Source organism: Cereibacter changlensis JA139, assembly GCF_003034985.1.
Classification (GTDB): Bacteria; Pseudomonadota; Alphaproteobacteria; order Rhodobacterales; family Rhodobacteraceae; genus Cereibacter; species Cereibacter changlensis.
Genome location: NZ_PZKG01000084.1, coordinates 1 through 18,142, shown reverse-complemented (window position 1 = coordinate 18,142; position 18,142 = coordinate 1). Strand labels below are relative to the sequence as shown.

17 protein-coding genes and 1 pseudogene are annotated in these 18,142 nt (G+C 66.9%); 10 read left to right on the top strand and 8 right to left on the bottom strand.

Annotation, left to right across the window (positions count from 1 at the left end):
- The 4 genes from C5F48_RS15825 to C5F48_RS15810 form a co-directional block, all read right to left on the bottom strand.
- Positions 1–381 (bottom strand): ATP-binding cassette domain-containing protein (locus tag C5F48_RS15825; protein ID WP_146170617.1); only part of this gene is annotated, 381 nt, incomplete at its 3' end.
- The gene (locus C5F48_RS15820) at positions 359–781 is read right to left on the bottom strand and encodes a hypothetical protein (RefSeq protein WP_107664852.1); all 423 of its coding nucleotides are present in this window, start codon (positions 779–781) and stop codon (positions 359–361) included. The genes C5F48_RS15825 and C5F48_RS15820, both read right to left, overlap by 23 nt.
- A gap of 71 nt (positions 782–852) precedes the next feature.
- Positions 853–2,346: an alkaline phosphatase gene (locus tag C5F48_RS15815; RefSeq protein WP_107664850.1), complete on the bottom strand. Its 1,494-nt coding sequence runs from the start codon at positions 2,344–2,346 to the stop codon at positions 853–855.
- A gap of 191 nt (positions 2,347–2,537) precedes the next feature.
- Positions 2,538–3,410, bottom strand: coding sequence for a CHAD domain-containing protein (locus C5F48_RS15810; protein WP_107664849.1), 873 nt, complete (start codon positions 3,408–3,410; stop codon positions 2,538–2,540).
- A 218-nt stretch (positions 3,411–3,628) separates the two neighbouring features.
- Between C5F48_RS15810 and ppk2 the strand changes: the two genes are divergently transcribed.
- The 3 genes from ppk2 to C5F48_RS15795 all read left to right on the top strand — a co-directional run bounded on the left by ppk2 (position 3,629) and on the right by C5F48_RS15795 (position 5,544).
- Complete coding sequence (ppk2, locus tag C5F48_RS15805; protein WP_107664848.1) at positions 3,629–4,537, top strand: polyphosphate kinase 2; 909 nt, start codon at positions 3,629–3,631, stop codon at positions 4,535–4,537.
- A gap of 373 nt (positions 4,538–4,910) precedes the next feature.
- Positions 4,911–5,150, top strand: a complete 240-nt coding sequence (locus C5F48_RS15800; RefSeq protein ID WP_107664847.1) for a type II toxin-antitoxin system Phd/YefM family antitoxin — start codon at positions 4,911–4,913, stop codon at positions 5,148–5,150.
- Positions 5,068–5,544: a PIN domain-containing protein gene (locus C5F48_RS15795; RefSeq protein WP_308812767.1), complete on the top strand. Its 477-nt coding sequence runs from the start codon at positions 5,068–5,070 to the stop codon at positions 5,542–5,544. The genes C5F48_RS15800 and C5F48_RS15795 overlap by 83 nt, the downstream gene beginning before the upstream one ends.
- A 54-nt stretch (positions 5,545–5,598) precedes the next feature.
- Here C5F48_RS15795 and C5F48_RS15790 read toward each other — a convergent pair whose 3' ends face one another.
- A complete protein-coding gene (locus C5F48_RS15790; RefSeq protein ID WP_107664846.1) occupies positions 5,599–6,633 on the bottom strand; it encodes an aldo/keto reductase in 1,035 nt (344 codons plus the stop codon).
- Positions 6,634–7,587: 954 nt separating this feature from the next.
- Between C5F48_RS15790 and C5F48_RS15785 the strand changes: the two genes are divergently transcribed.
- The 5 genes from C5F48_RS15785 to C5F48_RS15765 all read left to right on the top strand — a co-directional run bounded on the left by C5F48_RS15785 (position 7,588) and on the right by C5F48_RS15765 (position 13,065).
- Complete coding sequence (locus C5F48_RS15785) at positions 7,588–8,424, top strand: MurR/RpiR family transcriptional regulator (RefSeq protein WP_107664845.1); 837 nt, start codon at positions 7,588–7,590, stop codon at positions 8,422–8,424.
- A gap of 86 nt (positions 8,425–8,510) precedes the next feature.
- Entirely contained in the window at positions 8,511–9,626 is a 1,116-nt protein-coding gene (locus C5F48_RS15780) for an ABC transporter substrate-binding protein (RefSeq protein ID WP_107664844.1), read from the top strand.
- Between the two features lie 70 nt (positions 9,627–9,696).
- Positions 9,697–11,430 (top strand): ABC transporter permease, encoded by a 1,734-nt coding sequence (locus C5F48_RS15775; protein ID WP_107664843.1) that lies wholly within the window; start codon positions 9,697–9,699, stop codon positions 11,428–11,430.
- A gap of 7 nt (positions 11,431–11,437) precedes the next feature.
- Positions 11,438–12,478: an ABC transporter ATP-binding protein gene (locus C5F48_RS15770; protein ID WP_107664842.1), complete on the top strand. Its 1,041-nt coding sequence runs from the start codon at positions 11,438–11,440 to the stop codon at positions 12,476–12,478.
- Complete coding sequence (locus C5F48_RS15765) at positions 12,475–13,065, top strand: histidine phosphatase family protein (RefSeq protein WP_107664841.1); 591 nt, start codon at positions 12,475–12,477, stop codon at positions 13,063–13,065. The genes C5F48_RS15770 and C5F48_RS15765 overlap by 4 nt, the downstream gene beginning before the upstream one ends.
- 36 nt (positions 13,066–13,101) lie before the next feature.
- Here C5F48_RS15765 and C5F48_RS26090 read toward each other — a convergent pair.
- A pseudogene (locus tag C5F48_RS26090) lies at positions 13,102–13,448 on the bottom strand (transposase); the annotation flags it as partial.
- 496 nt (positions 13,449–13,944) lie between these two features.
- Here C5F48_RS26090 and C5F48_RS15755 point away from each other — a divergent pair.
- Positions 13,945–14,562 (top strand): trimeric intracellular cation channel family protein, encoded by a 618-nt coding sequence (locus C5F48_RS15755; RefSeq protein WP_107664840.1) that lies wholly within the window; start codon positions 13,945–13,947, stop codon positions 14,560–14,562.
- Positions 14,563–14,577: 15 nt separating this feature from the next.
- Here the strand turns inward: C5F48_RS15755 and C5F48_RS15750 are convergent, their stop codons facing one another.
- Both C5F48_RS15750 and C5F48_RS15745 read right to left on the bottom strand, forming a co-directional pair.
- On the bottom strand, positions 14,578–15,021 hold the full coding sequence (locus C5F48_RS15750; RefSeq protein WP_107664839.1) for a CBS domain-containing protein: 444 nt from the start codon (positions 15,019–15,021) through the stop codon (positions 14,578–14,580).
- A gap of 119 nt (positions 15,022–15,140) precedes the next feature.
- Entirely contained in the window at positions 15,141–16,142 is a 1,002-nt protein-coding gene (locus C5F48_RS15745) for a sensor histidine kinase (protein ID WP_107664838.1), read from the bottom strand.
- Between the two features lie 594 nt (positions 16,143–16,736).
- Between C5F48_RS15745 and C5F48_RS15740 the strand changes: the two genes are divergently transcribed.
- Positions 16,737–18,110 carry a sensor histidine kinase gene (locus C5F48_RS15740; protein ID WP_170139712.1) on the top strand — a complete coding sequence of 458 codons (1,374 nt, stop codon included), beginning with the start codon at positions 16,737–16,739 and terminating at the stop codon, positions 18,108–18,110.
- Positions 18,111–18,142: the final 32 nt, after the last annotated feature.

Here is an 18,142-nt window from a genome sequence, read left to right as displayed (position 1 = left end):
CCGCCGCAGCGCCGGGCGGTCGCGGCTTGGCGCGAAGCCGGCGGCGAGGCCGGCATTGCCCGCGGCGGTCAGCTCTTCGAACAGCAGGAAATCCTGGAAGATCAGCCCGACATGATCACGCCGGAAGCGGCGGCGCGCGGCCTCGCCGAGCTTGCCCAGATCGGTCGCGCCCCAGATCACCTGCCCGGCGGTCGGCGGCAGCAGGCCGGAAAGCGCATGCAGCAGGGTGGACTTGCCCGCCCCCGACGCCCCGCGCACCGCAACCGAGGATCCGGGCGCAATCGTCAGTTCCGGCACCGAAAGCAGCAGGCGCCCGCCGTGGCGGATCTCCAACCCCTCGACCCGCAGGCCGAGGTCGTCAGGCGCGCTGGTAGCTGGCATCGGCGAGCCGCACCTTGCTGTAGAAGCCGAGCTCGGGATCGACCGCGTCGCCCAGTTCCAGCAGGCCGGTCACCGTGATCGGCACGTTGAACGGGATGACCTCGACCACGCGCCGGGCGTAGACGGCGAGGATGTCGTCGGGCCAGGGCATGCCCGGCTCGCAGAAGGGGCAGACCGCCATCGGCTTCTTGGTCAGGACGAAGAACACCGACTCGGCCTTCAGCGGCGGGGCCATGAAGCCGGCCACGCTGATCCGGCTGCCCTGCAGCGACAGGGCCAGATCGGAAAAGCTGAGATCCTTGTTGTAGAGATCGCGCAGCTTGATCGGCGCATCGGCCCGCGCCAGATGCGGCAGCGCGAGAAGGCCGGGAAGCGCAAGCAGGAGATGACGGCGCTGCATCGGGAAGCCTCCGGTCGTCATGGGGAAAGCGGGCCCCGGCGCTCCGGGGCCCGCTCCTGTGGTGGGATCGCTTACTCGGCGGTAACCGCGTGGTTCATGACGTGGAAGATCACGTTCTGCTCGATCACGCCGCTGAACAGATGCGCCCAGGGACCGCGCGCGAAGACGGCCACGTCCTCGCCCGAGTGGGTTTCCGAGCTCATCGGCACCAGCGCCTGCTGCACATAGTCGGGGTCGGTCGCCTCTTCCTCGGTCAGGTCGGGGCGGCTGCCGGCAAAGGACTTGTCAGCCTGCTCCACCAGCACCGAACCCGCGCCGTTCAGATAGCCCGCCACGGTATAGGGCTTGCCATCGGCGGCCAGTTCCGGCTCGTCCAGCCGCTTGATGCCTTCCTCGTTCACCGCCATGCAGAGCCCGGTGATCGAGGTGCCGCGGCCGCAATAGCCGTTGAACGCGATCGCATGCTCATGGTCGGCGGTGACGATGATCAGCGTCTCCTCGGGGTTGGTCATCTCCATCGCCTTCTGGATCGCATCGGCGAAGGCCACGCCGTCGGTCAGCACCCGGAACAGGTTGCCGTCATGGTTGGCATGGTCGACCCGGCCGGCCTCGACGTTCAGATAGAAGCCCTGGTCGTTCGCGGACAGCGCGGTGATCGCCTTCTCGGTCATCTCGGCCAGCGAGGGCTCGCCGGTGCGGTCGTGCTCGTATTTCATGTGGCTGGCCTCGAAGAGGCCCAGCACCGGCGCATTTCCGGCAGCGGTCAGCGCCTGGAAGCCGTTCTCGTCCCAGGCGTATTGCGCGCCGGCTTCTTCCAGCTCCTCGACCAGGTTGCGGCCGTCGGTGCGCTTGCCCGTCTTGCCCTCGTCATCGGTGACGCTCTCGGGCAGGAAATGCGCCCGGCCCCCGCCCATGGCGATATCGATCACGCCGGCCTTCATCTGGTCCACCAGCTGGGCGGCGATGTCCTTCTGGTCGCAGCCTTCCGGCAGCGCGCTGTTGTCTTCCCAGTCGCGGTTGACGGTGCGGGCATAGACGGCGGCGGGGGTCGCATGGGTGATCCGCGCGGTGGAGATCACGCCGACCGACTTGCCCATCTCGCTGACGATTTCGGCGAAGGGCTTCAGCTCGTGGCCCGTGCGGCCCGCGCAGTCACCGACGGCCACGGTGTCGTCGACGTTGATCAGGTCGTTCTTGGTCTTCATGCCGGTGTTCATCGCCGTCGCGGTCGGGGCGGAATCCGGGGTCTGGCCGTTGGCGGAATAGGTCTTCACCAGCGCCATGTTCGGGAAGGTCTCCTGGGGCAGCACGAAATCGTCGCCGAGGCCGCCCTTCTGCTGACCTGCGAAGAGCCGGATCGCATAGTTGGTGCCGACCCCGTTGCCGTCGGCGGTGAACAGGATGACGTTCTTCGCCTTGCCGGTGATCGGCTGCAAGGCGAGGCGCTCGGCGATGCTGGCCTCGCCGGCGGCGAACCAGTCGAATCCGGGCTCTCCGGTCTGTTGGGCGGCGACGGGAAGCGTCAGCAGCGTAAGCGCGACGCCGGAAAGAAGCATGGTCCGCATGAGAAACTCCGCGTTTGAGGAAGGCTGCGGTAGTCCTAGCCCGGCTCCAAGACAGAAAGATCACGCCTCCGTGACAAACTGACGACGCATCGGGCGACGAATTGTCGCCCGGACTCCGGCCGCCCGCCATCCCCGCCGCCCTGCGACTCGGCGATCCACGCCCCCTGCCCCCGGCAAACGGCAGGCGGTCTTCACGCCGTCTCGGCCTCCTCGGCCGGAGCGGCAGCGGGCCTGTCCTGCCGCCACCAGGGCCGCAGGCCCGACAGCTCGTTCCAGACGCCGCCGGCCCGGCCAAGGATGGCCTCCTCCTCCTCGCCGCCGGTCACGGGCTGACCCAGACGGGCGGCATTGGCCATGTCGTTCAGCGTCCCGAGGTCCTCCTGCAGGGCGCGGATGCGGTCCTCGGCCTCCGCCCTGCCCTCCTTGGGCCAGAGCGGCGAGAAATCATCCGCCAGATAGCGGAACGCCTTCATGTCCTTCCGAAATCCGTGCCGTTCCGTCGCCGACATCGCCGCGAGATCGGCCCCGTGACCGGCGAGATCCGCCCAGATCCCGTCCATCGCCTCGCCGGCCAGCTGCTCGACCGCCCGCCCGCGCAGCAGCCTGCCGTCGCGGCTCTTGCGCAACATCGCCTTGTCGCGAACGGCTTTCTCCAGCCGCGCGGCAAAGCCCGCGGCGTCCTTGCGCTTCAGATCCTGCCAGGTCTTCTCGCGCAGCCAGGCCGTCGCGGCGACGAGCTTCTTGCTGCGCTCCTCGTCGGGCAAGGCGGCCAGATAGACATCCGCATCCCGCACCTCTCCCAGCGCGCGGAACAGGGCCTTCGCCTCGGACCGCCAGGCCTTGAGCTGGGATTTCCTCAGCAGCGGGCGGAAGGCGTCCAGCGCCGTGGTCAGCCGCCGCAGCGCCACCCGCGACTTGTGGACCGCGTCTTCCGAATTGCTCTCCTGATAGCGCAGCTGCTGCTTTCGCAGATGGGCGCAACGCTTGAGCATGATGTGATCGAAGGCGGGCTCGCTTGCCAGTCCGGGCCGGAGCTTCGCCGAAGTCCTGGGTTGCTTCTTCATGATCCTCTCTTGCGGCTGAAACGGTCGAACCCCTGCAGGCCAGCCGATGTTCCGCCGGCCCGCGCCCGCGATTGTAGACTGGACGGCCCGCCGCCGCAGCCCCACCTATCGAGGGTCGTGATGCAACGCCCGGCGGGAGGTGAAATGCGCTCCTCTCGGGCGCCCGTCATGCGACGGTGACAAAGCTGTGGTTGAGGAGAAGCAAAGAGGAGCCGCGCATGCAGAATTCCGCACCGTCCGACTGGTTGGAAGCCGAACTCGCCGACATCATCGACGAGGATTATGAACTCGAGCTCGAGGACGCCACGCTGTCGCGCGAGATCGCCCGGATCTACCGCGACCGGCATCCCGACACGATCGACCGCCGCGTCTATTTCGACAGCCTGATCCGGCTGCAATCCGAGCTGATCAAGCTGCAGGACTGGGTCTCCTACCACCGCAAGAAGGTGGTCGTTCTGTTCGAGGGTCGCGATTCGGCGGGCAAGGGCGGGGTGATCAAGCGGATCAGCCAGCGGCTCAACCCGCGCGTCGTGCGTGTGGTCGCCCTGCCCGCGCCGTCCGACCGCGAGAAGACCCAGTGGTATTTCCAGCGCTACGTCCCGCACCTGCCGGCCGGCGGCGAGATCGTGCTGTTCGACCGCTCCTGGTACAACCGCGCCGGGGTCGAGCGGGTGATGGGCTTCGCCGAGGAGGATCAGGTCGAGGAGTTCTTCCGCGACGTCCCCGAATTCGAGCGGATGCTGGTCCGCTCCGGCATCATGGTGGTGAAATACTGGTTCTCGATCACCGACGAGGAGCAGCAGATGCGCTTCCTCATGCGGATCCACGACCCGATGAAACAGTGGAAGCTCAGCCCGATGGACCTGCAATCCCGCGTCCGCTGGGAGCAGTACACCAAGGCCAAGGAAGAGATGATGGCCCGCACCAACATCCCCGAGGCGCCGTGGTACATCGTCGAGGGCAATGACAAGAAGCGGGCGCGGCTGAACTGCATCGACCACCTGCTGTCGCTGATCCCCTACGAGCCCGTGCCGCACGAGGAGGTCACCCTGCCGGACCGCGTCTTCAACCCCGACTACGAACGCGCCGTCCTGCCGCCGGAGCTTTACGTGCCGCCGAAGTACTGAGGAGCCCGGCAGCCGACGCTGCCGCTAAGGGGCAGCGCCCCGGCAGGGGCCCCTTGCCGGGGCGCTCTTCGATATCCCCAAGGCGAACCTGCCCACGCCCGGGCCGGGGCATCGCGGCGCACGACAGCTACGGCGATGTCGCGATCACCGGGGACAATGCCGGCATCATGCCGACCGAAACGCGCGGCAGCCGGCCCGATCTGCCGCAGCCGAATCGCCGGACCACCCGCTGCGTGTCGTCGCGCGGGCCATCCATCTCCTCGCCCGGCCGGGACCGCACGCCCCCTGCCCTTCTCCGGCAGATGAGCCCCGCTTGACAGGCCCTGCGAACCGCCCCATCTGTCTAGCCAGACAGCTAGACAGGAACGCGGCCATGTGGACCCTTCAGGACGCGAAGAACAGGTTCAGCGCCGTGGTCGAGGCGGCGCTTGCCGGCACGCCGCAGCAGGTGACGCGCCGGGGCCAGCCCGCCGTGGTCGTGCTCTCGTCGGAGGAATACCAGCGCCTGCTCGCCGGCGCGGTGCAGACCCGTGAAAGCTTCGTCAGCCATCTCATGGCCTTCCCCGGACCGGAGACCGAGCGCGCCGAGGCCAAGCCGCGGGGCCCCTCCTGATGTACCTGCTCGATACCACCGTCCTCTCCGCCCTCCGCCGCCCGGACCGCGCGCCGAAGGTGGCGGCCTGGCTGAGCGGCCGGCGGGAGAAGGACCTTTTCTCAGCGTCATCACCATCGGCGAGATCGAGCGCGACATCTGCCAGCAGGAGACCCGCGACCTCGCCCGCGACCTGCGCTCTTGGCTCGACCGGACGGTTCTGCTGTTCGCCGACCGCCTGTTGCCCTTCGACAGCGAGGACGCCCGGATCTGGGGCCGGCTCTCGGCCGAGATCGACCATCCGGTGGCCGATCTGATGATCGCCGCCTCGGCGCTGAGCCATGCCGCGACCGTCGCCACCGGCAATACCGCCCGTTTCATGCCGACCGGCGTGCGGCTGGAAAATCCGTTCTGACATCCCCTGCCCCCGTCGCTGACGGAGGCAGGCGGCCCCTGCCTTGGCTCAGCCCTACGGCGTGACGAAGGGCTTCCGGTACTGCGACTGCCGCTCCAGCATCCAGCCCGGATATTCCGCCGGCAGCCTGGTCACGGCGTCGAGCGTCGCCAGATCCTCGGCGCCGAGCTTCACCTCGGTCGAGCGGATATTGTCCTGCAACTGCTCGACCCGCTTCGCCCCGACGATCACGCTGGTGACCACGGGCTGATGCAGCAGCCAGGCCAGCGCCACCTGCGCCACGCTGCACCCCTTCGCCGCAGCTATGCCCCGCATCGCCTCGATGGCGGCGTCGCCGCGCTCCAGGTTCACCGGCGGGAAATCGAAGCCCGCCCGGCGTCCCTCGGCATTGCCCGTGCTGCCGCCGCTGTATTTGCCCGAAAGGAAGCCGCCGGCCAGCGGGCTCCAGACCATCAGGCCGATGCCCTCGCTCAGCAGCATCGGCGCGATCTCGCGCTCCAGATCGCGGCCGACCAGCGTGTAATAGGCCTGCAGCGACATGATCGGCGCCAGCTTGCGCGCCTCGGCGACGCCTACCGCCTTGACGATCTGCCAGGCGGCCCAGTTCGACAGGCCGATGTAGCGGACATGGCCATGCTGGACCAAGGTGTTCAGCGCCTCCAGCGTCTCGGCGATCGGCATCACCGGGTCGAAACCGTGGATCTGGTAGAGGTCGATATGGTCGAGCTGCAGCCGCGCCAGGCTGGCCTTGGCCTGCGCCAGGATATGCGCCCGCGAGGCGCCCCGGCTGTTCGGCCCTTCGCCCATCGCGCCCAGCACCTTGGTGGCGATGACGAGATCGTCGCGTGGCAGGCCCAGATTGCGGATCGACTGGCCGAGAATGCGCTCGCTCTCGCCGCCGGCATAGACATTGGCCGTGTCGATGAAGTTGATGCCGGCATCAACGGCGGTCTTCACCAGCTCATCGGCCTCGTCCTGCTTCAACTGGCCGATCTGGCCCCAGATCCCTTCGGAGCCGCCGAAGGTCATCGTGCCGAGGCAGAGTTCAGAAACCAGCAGGCCGCTCGGGCCAAGGGTACGGTAGCGCATGGGAGGATCCTTCCTGTTCTGCAACCGGAGCATGGCCCCGGTTTCTGGACTTACATAGGACAGGAAGACGACAACCGTTCCCCTGCCCCGGAAAATTCTCGCCGTCTCTCCGGATCATCGGTTGCCGACCTGGGCTGGCGCTGCCCCTGCCGGGTCGGCCTTGCACATGCCGCGGACGCTCGCGTGGCGAAGTAGCCGACGGAGCCTTGCACATAATGCGCTGCTGCTGGCTTGGTGAGATCGCCGAATGGGCAGCAAGGGGTCATCGCTCGCAGGCTTCGGGTTGCCGGATCGGTGGACGGCAGTCGCTGGTCCTGCACGGAAGATACTCCAAACCGCAAAGCTGGCGCGCGGGGCGTTATCGGCTTCTGAGTTCCGGATCGTCAAGTTGACAGCTGTCAACTTTTCATCCTGTCGAACGCGCAGCCATCAACTGACTGCGACGCACGGGCAGAAGTTGACAGCTGTCAACTCTTTGGCTCGGTCTCGGGGGTGACGGCGGCCAACCCGACGGGGATCGCCCCTCCGGAAAGTTGACAGCTGTCAACTCACCGCCCCGGGTACCCGGCTGTTCTGACATGTGTAACCGCCCCTTGCTCGAGAGGATATTTGTAGGCTCGTCCTGGCGCGCCGTCGGGTGCTGACATCTGTCCGGCCTCTGATGCGGCCATCGTCGCGCCGCGGGCCCGTTCTCTGATTGCGGCTCCGTCTGAGCTGCTGCCGGTCTCGTGGACATCAGGTTAAGCTGGCATAGCGCGGGCGTCGAACTCCCTCAAGCTGGGGTGACGCAGTTTCGAATGCCGTCTGCGCGGGCTGTAGACGCAACGTGCCGGGCGTATCGAACTTGCTTTGCGCTTTGGGGCCTCTTGCTGCATAGGAAGGTTCATATTTCCGGGTTGCCTGTCGTTAATTGCTCAGACGCAACTTAGAGCCATCCAGCCGGGCACGAACCCCATGAGCCTCATCGAGCGCGTCCAAAAGATCTCCTCCACCCTGACCGGCACCGAGAACCGGCTGGTTGCGGAGCTGATGCAGGCCCCGCGCGAGATCGCCTTGGGGACCTCGGCCGAATTCGCCGCGCGGATCGGCGCGCATGAGGCGACGACCTCGCGGCTGGCCCGCAAGCTGGGCTTCGCCAGCTACGCCGCCTTCCGCGATGCGCTGCGGGCCGAGTTCCTCTCGACCGGCTCGCCGTCGCACCGGGTGACGCAGACCCTCAGCGGCATGCAGGAGAAGGGTTACCTGCCGCAGTTGATCGCCGACGAGATCGCGGCGCTGTCGCGGCTGTCCGACTACGTGCAGGACGCGCAGATCCTCGAGGCGGCGCGGATGCTGAACCGCGAGAGGGTGTTCCTCTTCGCCCGCGGCAATGCCGAGGCGCTGGCCGTGCTGATGGACCGCCGCCTGCGCCGCATGGGGCTGGCGACCGTGCTGCTCCGCGGCGATCCGCGCGATCTGGCCGAGCAATTGCTGACCCTCGGGCCGGCGGATGCGGTCATGCTCTTCGCCTTCCGCCGCCAGCCGCGCGACTATGCCCGCATCGTCGATCTGGCGCGGCAGCGCGGGGCGGCGAGCCTCGCCGTCTCGGGCAGCCTCGGGCCTGCGCTGTCGCCGACGCCGGACCAGTTGCTCGCCGCGCCGAGGATGGGCGGCCGCGACGGCTTCCAGACCCTGGGCGTGCCGATGGCCATCTGCAACGCGCTGGTGCTGGCCTTGGCCGCCGAACGCGGCGCGCCGGCGCTGGATCTTTTGGAAAAGCTGGGCGCGCTGATCGGCTATTTCGAAGACTAGCATCTTTGCAAGTAAACTTGCATGTCATAAAGATGTTGCAAGTATAGCCTACGAAGCCCCGAACGCCGCTGTCCGGAGGACCCATCATGCGCACCGCCATCCTGTCCGCCTGCCTGACCCTGCCCCTTGCCGCTCCCGGCCTGGCGCAGGATCTTGACGCCCTGCCCCCTGCCGATCTGCTGCCGCTGGCGCAGGCCGAGGGCAAGGTGACCGTCTACGCCTTCACCAGCCGCATCGGCCGGGTGGAGACCGCCTTCGAGGCCGCCTATCCGGGGATCGACATGGTCGGCTTCGACATGTCCTCGACCGAGATGATCGCCCGGCTCCGCAGCGAGGCCGGCGCAGGGATCGCCAATGCCGACGTGATCTATGTCTCGGACGCGCCGTTGGTCCTGAGCGAGCTGCTGGCCTCGGGGCTGATCGCGCCTTACGTGCCGCCGCGCGTCGCCGCGGCGCTGCCCGACAGCGCGAAAGCGCCGCTGCTGCAACAGCGCCTCTCGACCAAGGTGCTGATGTACAACGAGGAGAGCTATCCCGACGGCGCCCCGGTCGGCAATCTCTGGGATCTGACCCGCGAGGAATGGTCCGGCAAGGTGGTGATGGTCGACCCGCTGCAGCGCGGCGACTACCTCGACCTGATGACGGAGATCGTGCTGCGTTCGGACGAGATGGCCACCGCCTACGAGGCGGCCTTCGGCCAGCCGATCGCCCTGGACGAGGGCGTGGCCGACGCCGGGCGGCAGTTCATCACCGACCTGTTCCAGAATGACGTGGTGCTGTTCGGCTCCACCGACGACGTGAACGTCGCCATCGGGGCCAAGGGACAGGAGGCCGCGCCGATCGGCTTCACCTCCTATTCCGACCGCCGCGACAACGAGGACGAGGGCTGGGCGCTGCAGGTCGCCAACGAGGTTGTCCCGGCCAACGGCATCGTCTTCCCGGCGCTGCTGGCGCTGAACCCCGAGGGGCAGAACCCGGCAGCGGCGCGGCTGGCCATCGACTTCCTGATGGGCGACGACAGCGAAACCGGCGGCGAGGGCTTCGCGCCCTTCTACGTCGCGGGCGACTGGGCCACCCGCAACGACATCACCCCGCATCCCGACGCGATCCCGCTGGCCGAGTTCAACGGCTGGCAGATCGACCCGCAGCAGACCGCCCCCATCCGCGCCGAAGTCGCGGACCTGATCCTGCAGCTGCAATAAGCGCGAGGCGCGGCGGGCGGGCGGGATGTCCTGCCCGCCCGTTTCCTTTTCTGGCTGAGGAGTGGCCGACATGACCGCAAGGGCGGGTTTACGGGCGCGCCTGCCCGCGGGGCTGGGGCTGAACCTCGGCGTGCTGGCGCTGCTGGCGCTGCTGGTCGCGGCGCCGCTGATGACGATCCTGATGCAGACGCTGGACCCGGAGCGCATCGGCGCCTGGAGCGACGTGCTCGCCAGCCCGCTGTCGCGCAACCTGTTCTGGCTGCCGGCGCTGAACACGATGGCTCTGGGCCTCGGCGTCGCGGCGGGCTGCGTTCTGATCGGCGGCTTCCTGGCCTGGCTGGTGGTGATGACCGACATGCCGTTCCGCGGTCTGGTCGGCTTTCTCGCCACGCTGCCCTTCATGATCCCCAGCTTCGCCACCGCGCTGGCCTGGGGCACGGTGTTCCGCAACGGCCGGGTCGGCGGCGGCGGCGGGCTGCTGGAGGGGATGGGCATCGCGGTGCCCGACGCCCTGGCCTGGGGCATGACGCCGACGATGATCGTGCTGATCGCCCATTACTACGCTCTGGGCTTCACCGTGATCGCCGCCGCCCTCGCCACCGTCAACGGTGACCTGGTCGAGGCGGCGCAGATGACCGGGGCCAGCCGCCGGCGGGTGCTGTTCGGAATCGTGCTGCCGGTGGTCATGCCGGCGCTGATCGCCGGCGGCTCGCTCTGCTTCGCCGGCGCGGTGTCGAACTTCGCCGCGCCTGCCCTGCTGGGCCTGCCGGTGCGGATGCAGACCCTCTCCACCCGGCTGTTCGGCATGATCGAGATCGGCCAGGTCGAGCGCGGCTACGTGCTGGCGATCCTGCTGATCGGGCTCTCGGCGGTGTTCCTCGCCCTCGGCAACCGGCTGCTGGCCGGGCGCCGCAGCTTCGCCACCATCAGCGGCAAGGGCGGCCGGGCCCGCCGCTTCGCCCTGGGCCGGGCCCGCGGCCCGCTGACCGCGCTGGCCCTGCTGATCTGCCTCGTGACCACCATCCTGCCGATCCTGCTGCTGATCGCCGCCAGCCTCGCGCCGATGGCCTCGTCGCTGTTCTCCGGCTGGACGCTGCATTTCTGGATCGGCGAGGCCGACCCCGCCTTCGCCCGCGGCCAGGCCGGTATCTTCAACAACCCGCAGCTGCTGCGCGCGCTGACGCTGACAGTGGCGATCGGCGCGGTGGTCGCCTTCCTCGCCAATGTCATCGGCATCCTCGTCGCCGTCGCCCTGACACGGCACCGGCTGCGCGGCATCAGCGAGGCGGTCAGCCAGCTGAGCTTCCTGCCGATGCTGCTGCCTGGCATCGCCTTCGGGGCCGCCTATATCGCGCTCTACGGCGCCCCCATCGGGCCGCTGCCGGCGCTCTACGGCACCTCGGTGCTGCTGGCGCTGGCGCTGACGGCGGCGATGTTGCCCTTCGCGGTGCAGACCGGGCGCGCCACCGTGGCGCAGATCTCGGGCGACATCGACGAGGCGGCGCGGCTGACCGGCGCCGGCTTCTTCCGGCGGATCGGGGCCATCACCCTGCCACTGGCCAGCCGGGGGCTCCTGGCCAGCCTGCTGCTCTGCTTCGTCAACGTGATCAGCGACCTCGCGATCGTGGTGCTGCTCTACACTCCCACGACGCCGCTGCTGTCGGTGCTGTCCTATCGCTACGCCTCCGACGGGTTCCACCAGTTCGCCAATGCGGTGACGCTGGTCATCCTGTCCATCTCCACCCTTGCCGCCGGGCTGGCCACGCTGCTGCGCGGGCGCAACCGGCCCTGGCTTTCATCCTGAGGACCCCATGATCACGCTCAGCCATCTCGGCAAGACCTTCGGCGGCGCGCAAGCCGTGTCCGATATCAGCCTGACCGTTCCCGAGGGCGCCTTTCTGGTGCTGCTGGGGCCATCGGGCTGCGGCAAGACCACGATCCTGCGGATGCTGGCGGGGTTGGAGCATCCGACCGCCGGCGAGATCCGCTTTGGCGACACCGCCGTGGCCGATGCGTCGCGCGGCTATGTGATGGAGCCGGGCAGCCGCAACGCCGGGCTGGTGTTCCAGTCCTACGCGCTCTGGCCGCACATGACCGTGGCCGGCAATGTCGACTGGCCGCTGCGGGTCGCCAACCTCGGCCGCGAGGAGCGGCGGGCGCGGGCGGCGGAGGCGATGGAGATGCTGGGCGTCGCCGGTCTCGCCGCGCGCTATCCCGGCGAGATCTCCGGCGGGCAGCAGCAGCGCGTCGCCATCGCCCGGATGATCGCGCCGCGCCCGCGGGTGCTCCTGTTCGACGAGCCGCTGTCCAACCTCGACGCCACGCTGCGGGTCGAGATGCGCACCGAGCTGATGCGCGTGCACCGCGCCACCGGGGCGACGGCGGTCTACGTCACTCATGACCAGATCGAGGCGATGACCATGGCCACCCATGTGGCGGTGATGAACGGCGGGCGGATCGAGCAGTTCGACCCGCCGGAGCGGCTGCTGTCGGACCCGGCCTCGGCCTTCGTCGCGCGGTTCATCGGCACGCCGCCAGCCAACCTGATCCCGGTGCAGGCCGGGGCCTGGTTCGGCCGCATGCCCGACCCGGCGCTGCGCGGGGCCACCGGGCACGGCATGGTGCGGGCCGAGGACCTGGCGCTGGCCGATGCGCCTGGGCCGGACACCTTCGCCGCCCAGCCGGTCGAGGTGGTGCCGATGGCCGGTCGCCGGCTGGTGACCGGCCTCGCCGAGGGCCAGCGCGTCACCGCCGTCACCGACTTGGCCGGGCCGGTCCCCTCCGAGCTGCACTTCCGCCTTCCCCCCGCGCCAGCCGCGATCTTCGACCCGAAAGGAAACCGCCTGTCATGAAACGACTGCTGCTCGTCCGCCACGGGGAAAGCGTCTGGAACGCCACACGCCGGCTGCAGGGCCAGGCCGACATCCCGCTGTCGGAGCGGGGGCAGGACCAGGTGCGGGCGCTGGCCCCGCTGGTCGCCCGGCTGGCGCCGGATCTGGTGCTGACCTCCGACCTGCAGCGCGCCCGGCAGAGCGCGGCGCTGCTCGGCCATCCGGAGGCGCGGCTGCAGCCGCTGTTGCGCGAGATCTCGGTCGGCGACTGGACCGGCAAGAGCATCGACGCGCTGGACCCGGCCCCCTACCAGGGCTGGCGCGAGGGCAGTCACGTGCCGGAGGGCGGCGAGTCCTGGGCCGAGTTCAGCGCCCGGACCGGCCGCGCCGTGGGCGGGGCGCAGGCGGAAGGGCAGGCCACCGTTCTGATGGTCTGCCACGGCGGCGTGATCCGGGCGCTCCTGGACCGGCTGATCGGGCTCGCCCCGCGGCACATCCTGCCCGTGGGACCGGCCAGCCTCACCGTGCTCGGCTTCCGCAACGGGCTGGCCCGGCTCGAGGCGCTGAACGTCACCCCGGGCGGGCTGTCGCTCGACGCGCCGGACTGAGACGCCGACGGCTTGGCCTTGCGTCCTCCAGCCGGCACAGGCTCGCCGCTCGCTCATCTCGTGCGGCTTTACGAGGATCGCGACGGCTTCGCGCACGGCGGCGGGCGTTTCGACTTTCGCGACAGGAGATCCTGCAATTCTGCCTGGTCAGGCAGCGATTCCGCCAAGAGCTGCTTCAGCCGGGCATCTCCTTCAGCGCCTTCAGAAGCCGCGCGTCGGAAACACCCATCCCGCCGAATTTGGACTTCCACGCGTAGAACGTCGCGCAGCTGATCCCGTGTCGGCGGCGCAGCGCCGCTGTCTTCGCACCGTCGACGTATGCGTCGACCCTGCTCCCGCAGGGTCCCGATGATCCGTTCCTCGGTGAACTTCGATTTCTTCATGATCCGGTCCTCTGCTCGGGCCGGCTCCAGTGTCAGATGGAGGAGGTATCGGGGGGCAGAGCACTTCAGTCCCGACGGCCTACGCTGCACGATAACTCTGCCTCGACCCAGTGACGGGTCGAGCAACATCCCGTCATCTATGCGATGACAACGCCCACCTTGGCCAGAGACGGCCGCGCGCGAACCCACGCGCGGCCTGGCCTCGTCCAGTGCCACAAACTATTGGAAAGGGCTAGCGGCAGCGTCGACAAAGATGCATTCCAAGGTAATGATTGCTGGTGCGACAAGTTGTCTCCGTCGGACTTCACATGGCGGCATCGCCGCGACCTTCTCACGCACACTTGCAAAGACGGCATAGTTTGGCTGCAAATAATCCACGATGGAAACTATGGAGGCACGACTTTGTGCGATCTTCAGACATTACGCCAGCCGCACGTGATCGGCGGGCTGGCAACCTGCATGCGTGGTTGTGGCTGGCGGGAGCTTTGACGCCACAATGGATCTTTCGCTTTACATCACCGGTGTGGATCTGCTTGGCACATTCGCCTTCGGCCTTAGTGGCGGCACCGTCGCCATCCGTCATCGGTTGGATATTTTCGGCGTCATCGTGCTTGCCGTCGCCGCGGCACTTGCTGGTGGGATGCTTCGCGACATGCTCCTTGGAGCGACGCCGGTTGTTGCTCTGGCGGATGAGCGATATACGCTGGTTGCTCTCGCAGCAGCGCTCGTGGCTTTCTTCTTCAAGCCCTTGATATCCGGGCTCGGCAAGCCGGTGATGGTGTTCGATGCGCTCGGCTTGGGGCTCTTCGCGGTCACCGGATGTCGAAAGGGCTTGGAGTATGGCTTGGATCCGGTTGTCAGCGTGCTGCTCGGAGTTCTGACTGCGGTGGGTGGTGGTCTCGTCCGCGACCTGCTTGTCACGGAAATCCCTAGGGTGTTGCGGGAGGAGATCTATGCTCTGGCTGCATTCGTCGGCGCAACAGTTGTAGTCGTAGGCGAGTATCTTGACTTGGCCGACTGGCTCGTGACGCTGGTCGGCGTTTCTGCGGCCTTCTCAGTGCGCGTCATCAGCGTGATCTATGGATGGAGCGCGCCGCGCTCACCTTGGCCCTGACGCAACGCTTCCTGTTCAGCTTTCGGCCTGGGGCTCTGGGCGCGTCAAGCTCAGCCATGCCAACGCTGCGATCATGTCCGTGCGGGTGACAATGCCGACAATCTTATCTTTCCCGAGAACGGGGACAGCGTCGCCGTCGCCCTCAGACAACATGGGAAGCAGATCTCCAACAGGGGCGCTCTGCACGGCGCGTGGGGTCGTCGCAATCATGATGTCGGCGGCTCGAACCGGAGCCCCGCGCCCCGGATCGAGAAGCCGCGCCATAGCGGCACCAAAGCCCCGGTTCAACCGCACTGCGTCATCTCGCCCCCGCCGAATAAGATGTATCTGAAAGATCACGCCCAGATGCCTGTCGCCGCTTTGCACCACCGGAAGCGACGTGAACCCGTGCCGCCGGAAAAGGTCGGCGACAGAGGTCAACGGCGTCTCAGGACCGACCGTGATCAGAGCGCGGGACATGATGTCGGTTTCATGCGGATGCCGGTCGATAGCCGGCGTCAGAACACGAGACGCCTCTGCGGCGCACAGGCACAGTCGCTAGCGGACAAGAGGTGGTGTCAGAAAGCAAGACTGCGACCCTAGCTGGCTAGACGCTCTGCATGAACTTCCAAGGTGACGAGCACGCCGCTTGCGGACCATTCGTAGCCGATCGATCCTCCAAGCGGGCCCTCGACGGTCCGGCGAACCAGTTTGCTGCCATAGCCCTTCTGCTCGCCGGTGTGCTTGACCTCCGGACCGCCATGTTCGGTCCAGTTGATGCGGACGTGGTCGCCCACCATGCAGCCGGATATGTCGAGAACGCCTTGGTCCACGGAGAGCGCGCCGTATTTGATCGAGTTTGTGGCCAGCTCATGAACCACCAGCGCCAATGAGGCGGCGGAACTTTCCCCCACCCCCATTCTCGGCACCGCGATCCGGACCCGGCCGGCGAAAGCCCCCTGATCGTCATAAGGGGCGAGCAAGACTGCGAAGATATCGCCGAGAAGGGCCGCGTCGCCCTGATGCCCCGGAAGGGGCCTCACCAGATCATGCGCCCGGTCGAGCGCGGTCAGTCTATGCATCAGCTGGGTGGTCATGTCCTCGAGAGAGGTCGACGACCGTGCGGTAATCCGGGCAAGTCCGGAGGCGACGGTGAGGAGGTTTTTCACCCGGTGGCTCATCTCGCCGGCCAGAAGCTCGCTGGATTCCTCCGCCTGCTTGCGACCAGTGACGTCGAGAAAGACGCCGGTCATCATGCGATGCTCGATGTCCTCGTCATTGCCCTGACCGCGCGCGGAAATCCATCGCACCTCCTCCCCGACGAGGGTGCGAAAGTCGATTTCATAAGGACCGACCACGCTTCGGGTGGCGGAAAAGGCGGCACGGACCCGATCCCGGTCTGCGGGGTGGATCTTCTCCGAAAGATGTTCGAAGGTCAGAAGCTCTTGTGGGGCTAGGGCCCACAGCTCGTAACCCCGGGGATCCATCTTGAAGCGGTCGGTGTCGACGTTCCAAGACCAGAGTGCGATGCCCGCCGCATCGACCGCCCGCCGCAGGGACTTGAAGCCCCATTCCGGATGTTCCGTCTCAATGCCGTTCATCCATCGCTCCGTTGCCAAGAGATATTCGCCAGCCACCACGAGCTCTGCTTTTCCCATGCAGAACTGACAGGCGCAACGCACCGGCACAAGTGCCGCAACAAGGGCGGGCCACCGGGTTTAACCTGGGAACGGCCGGAGCCAAGTCTCTTTCATTCGGCAAGATCACATCGAGCTTCCACGCCAAACAAAAGGCTGCAAGCATGCATCCCACCACCCATATCATATCCCGATGGTGTGATGCTGTGCGGCCGAAGCCCCCTGGTGAACCCCTCGCCGCTTGGGAGACATAGGCAAATGTCCCGCATACGTTTCGCGATGCCTATGTGATTTGGGTCGACGACCTGACGGTCGCCGTGCTCGACCCGCATAGGCGCAGTTTCCGAGAAGCATGCTCCTTTCTTCGGAACCTAGACGTGTGGTTGATGGTTTCGTTATGTCGGGGCAGCAACGGGCAAATGTTGCTCTGTGTCATAAGACCGACACGGGCACCCCTGCCCTAAGTTAACTTTCTCGATGGTGAGGACAGTCCGTCGGCAGAAAAGTGTTCGATTCCCCCGCGCGGCTTGTCCAGGCGCAAGGACGAGACCGATAATCATGGGCTATTTCGATCAGATCACTGCGGTGCTGCCGGTCGCCGCTTACGCCACGGACGGTGACGGTTATATCAGCTCCTACAACGCGGAGGCTGCACGCCTCTGGGGCCAGGAGCACCCGATGGGGAGCCGCAGATGGTTTGGGGCCTGGCGGATGAGAGCCAGCGGCGGAGAGATACTGCCATCTGACGCATCCCCGCTTGCAGTGGCTTTTAAGGAGGGACGGGAAACCTGTCATTCCGAGGTGATCCTTGAGCGGCCCGATGGACACCGAACCTGCATCCGGGTCCATATCCGCCTGGAGATCGACGCCGGCATCGTGATCGGCAGCCTTGTTCTGCTGATCGAGCAACCGTCGGACGCCAAGGAAGACGTCCGACGTGATCAGCTTGCCGCCATCGTGGCCTCCTCCGAGGACGTCATCGTCAGCAAGACGCTCGAAGGTGTGGTCACCTCATGGAATGCCGGAGCAAGCAGAATCCTCGGCTACACGGCGGAGGAGATGATAGGCCAGCCCATCACCCGCATCATCCCGGAAGAGCTCCTGAACGAGGAGACCGAAATCCTTGAAAAGGTCCGCCGGGGCGAGCGGGTCGAGCATTTTGTTACCGAAAGGCTGACCAAGGATGGGCGGCGTGTCATCCTCTCCATCACGGTGTCCCCTCTGAAGGACCGCGCTGGCAATATCATCGGCGCCTCGAAGGTGGCGCGTGACGTCACCGAGCGCAAGCACGCCTCCGACATGCAGCGTCGCCTGTTCGATGAGCTCGACCACCGGGTCAAGAATACCTTGGCCACCGTTCTGGCCTTCGCGGGGCTGTCGCGCCGTCGCGCGGTGTCCGATCCCGACAGCTTTGCAGAAAGTTTCGCAGGTAGGATTCAGGCCCTCGCCAGGACCCACAACCTGCTGGTGCAGGGCAAGATGCTTGGCAGTGACCTCGCCTGCCTTGTCAGCAAGGAGATCAATCACGGGGCCCCGGATGAGGGACGGGCGACCATTGCGGGGGCCAACATCACGGTAGACGCCCGCACTGCCGGCCAGCTTGGGCTGGTGCTTCATGAACTTGCCAGCAACGCGCGCCGGTACGGCGCTCTCTCAAGCCGCGGCGGGAGCCTCTGCGTCGAGTGGACCACGGACGAGAATACTGGTGGGCTCGTCCTGGAATGGACCGAGGCTGGAGTTTCGGGTGTCAGCGCTCCGATCGATACAGGCTTCGGCCTCTCGCTTATCAAAAGCACCACGGAGTCTCTGGGCGGGGCGCTGCATCTCCACTTCAACCCAGACGGGCTGACCTGCAGAATATCCTTACCCGGACTGGAGCCCGCCAAACTCGAAGCCGTTCTCCCGCCCCCGAGATCAGACCATGCAGAATGATTGCTTTCGGAAGGAACGCATTTTCCCTGGAC

Excerpts from the sequence above, each read along its gene's own strand:
- ppk2 (WP_107664848.1), top strand. The coding sequence starts at position 3,629 with ATGCAGAATTCCGCACCGTCCGACTGGTTGGAAGCCGAACTCGCCGAC.
- C5F48_RS15800 (WP_107664847.1), top strand. The coding sequence starts at position 4,911 with ATGTGGACCCTTCAGGACGCGAAGAACAGGTTCAGCGCCGTGGTCGAG.
- C5F48_RS15745 (WP_107664838.1), bottom strand. The coding sequence starts at position 16,142 with ATGAACGGCATTGAGACGGAACATCCGGAATGGGGCTTCAAGTCCCTG.
- C5F48_RS15775 (WP_107664843.1), top strand. The coding sequence starts at position 9,697 with ATGACCGCAAGGGCGGGTTTACGGGCGCGCCTGCCCGCGGGGCTGGGG.
- C5F48_RS15820 (WP_107664852.1), bottom strand. The coding sequence starts at position 781 with ATGCAGCGCCGTCATCTCCTGCTTGCGCTTCCCGGCCTTCTCGCGCTG.
- C5F48_RS15790 (WP_107664846.1), bottom strand. The coding sequence starts at position 6,633 with ATGCGCTACCGTACCCTTGGCCCGAGCGGCCTGCTGGTTTCTGAACTC.
- C5F48_RS15765 (WP_107664841.1), top strand. The coding sequence starts at position 12,475 with ATGAAACGACTGCTGCTCGTCCGCCACGGGGAAAGCGTCTGGAACGCC.
- C5F48_RS15815 (WP_107664850.1), bottom strand. The coding sequence starts at position 2,346 with ATGCGGACCATGCTTCTTTCCGGCGTCGCGCTTACGCTGCTGACGCTT.
- C5F48_RS15770 (WP_107664842.1), top strand. The coding sequence starts at position 11,438 with ATGATCACGCTCAGCCATCTCGGCAAGACCTTCGGCGGCGCGCAAGCC.
- C5F48_RS15780 (WP_107664844.1), top strand. The coding sequence starts at position 8,511 with ATGCGCACCGCCATCCTGTCCGCCTGCCTGACCCTGCCCCTTGCCGCT.
- C5F48_RS15740 (WP_170139712.1), top strand. The coding sequence starts at position 16,737 with ATGGGCTATTTCGATCAGATCACTGCGGTGCTGCCGGTCGCCGCTTAC.
- C5F48_RS15785 (WP_107664845.1), top strand. The coding sequence starts at position 7,588 with ATGAGCCTCATCGAGCGCGTCCAAAAGATCTCCTCCACCCTGACCGGC.
- C5F48_RS15755 (WP_107664840.1), top strand. The coding sequence starts at position 13,945 with ATGGATCTTTCGCTTTACATCACCGGTGTGGATCTGCTTGGCACATTC.
- C5F48_RS15750 (WP_107664839.1), bottom strand. The coding sequence starts at position 15,021 with ATGTCCCGCGCTCTGATCACGGTCGGTCCTGAGACGCCGTTGACCTCT.
- C5F48_RS15810 (WP_107664849.1), bottom strand. The coding sequence starts at position 3,410 with ATGAAGAAGCAACCCAGGACTTCGGCGAAGCTCCGGCCCGGACTGGCA.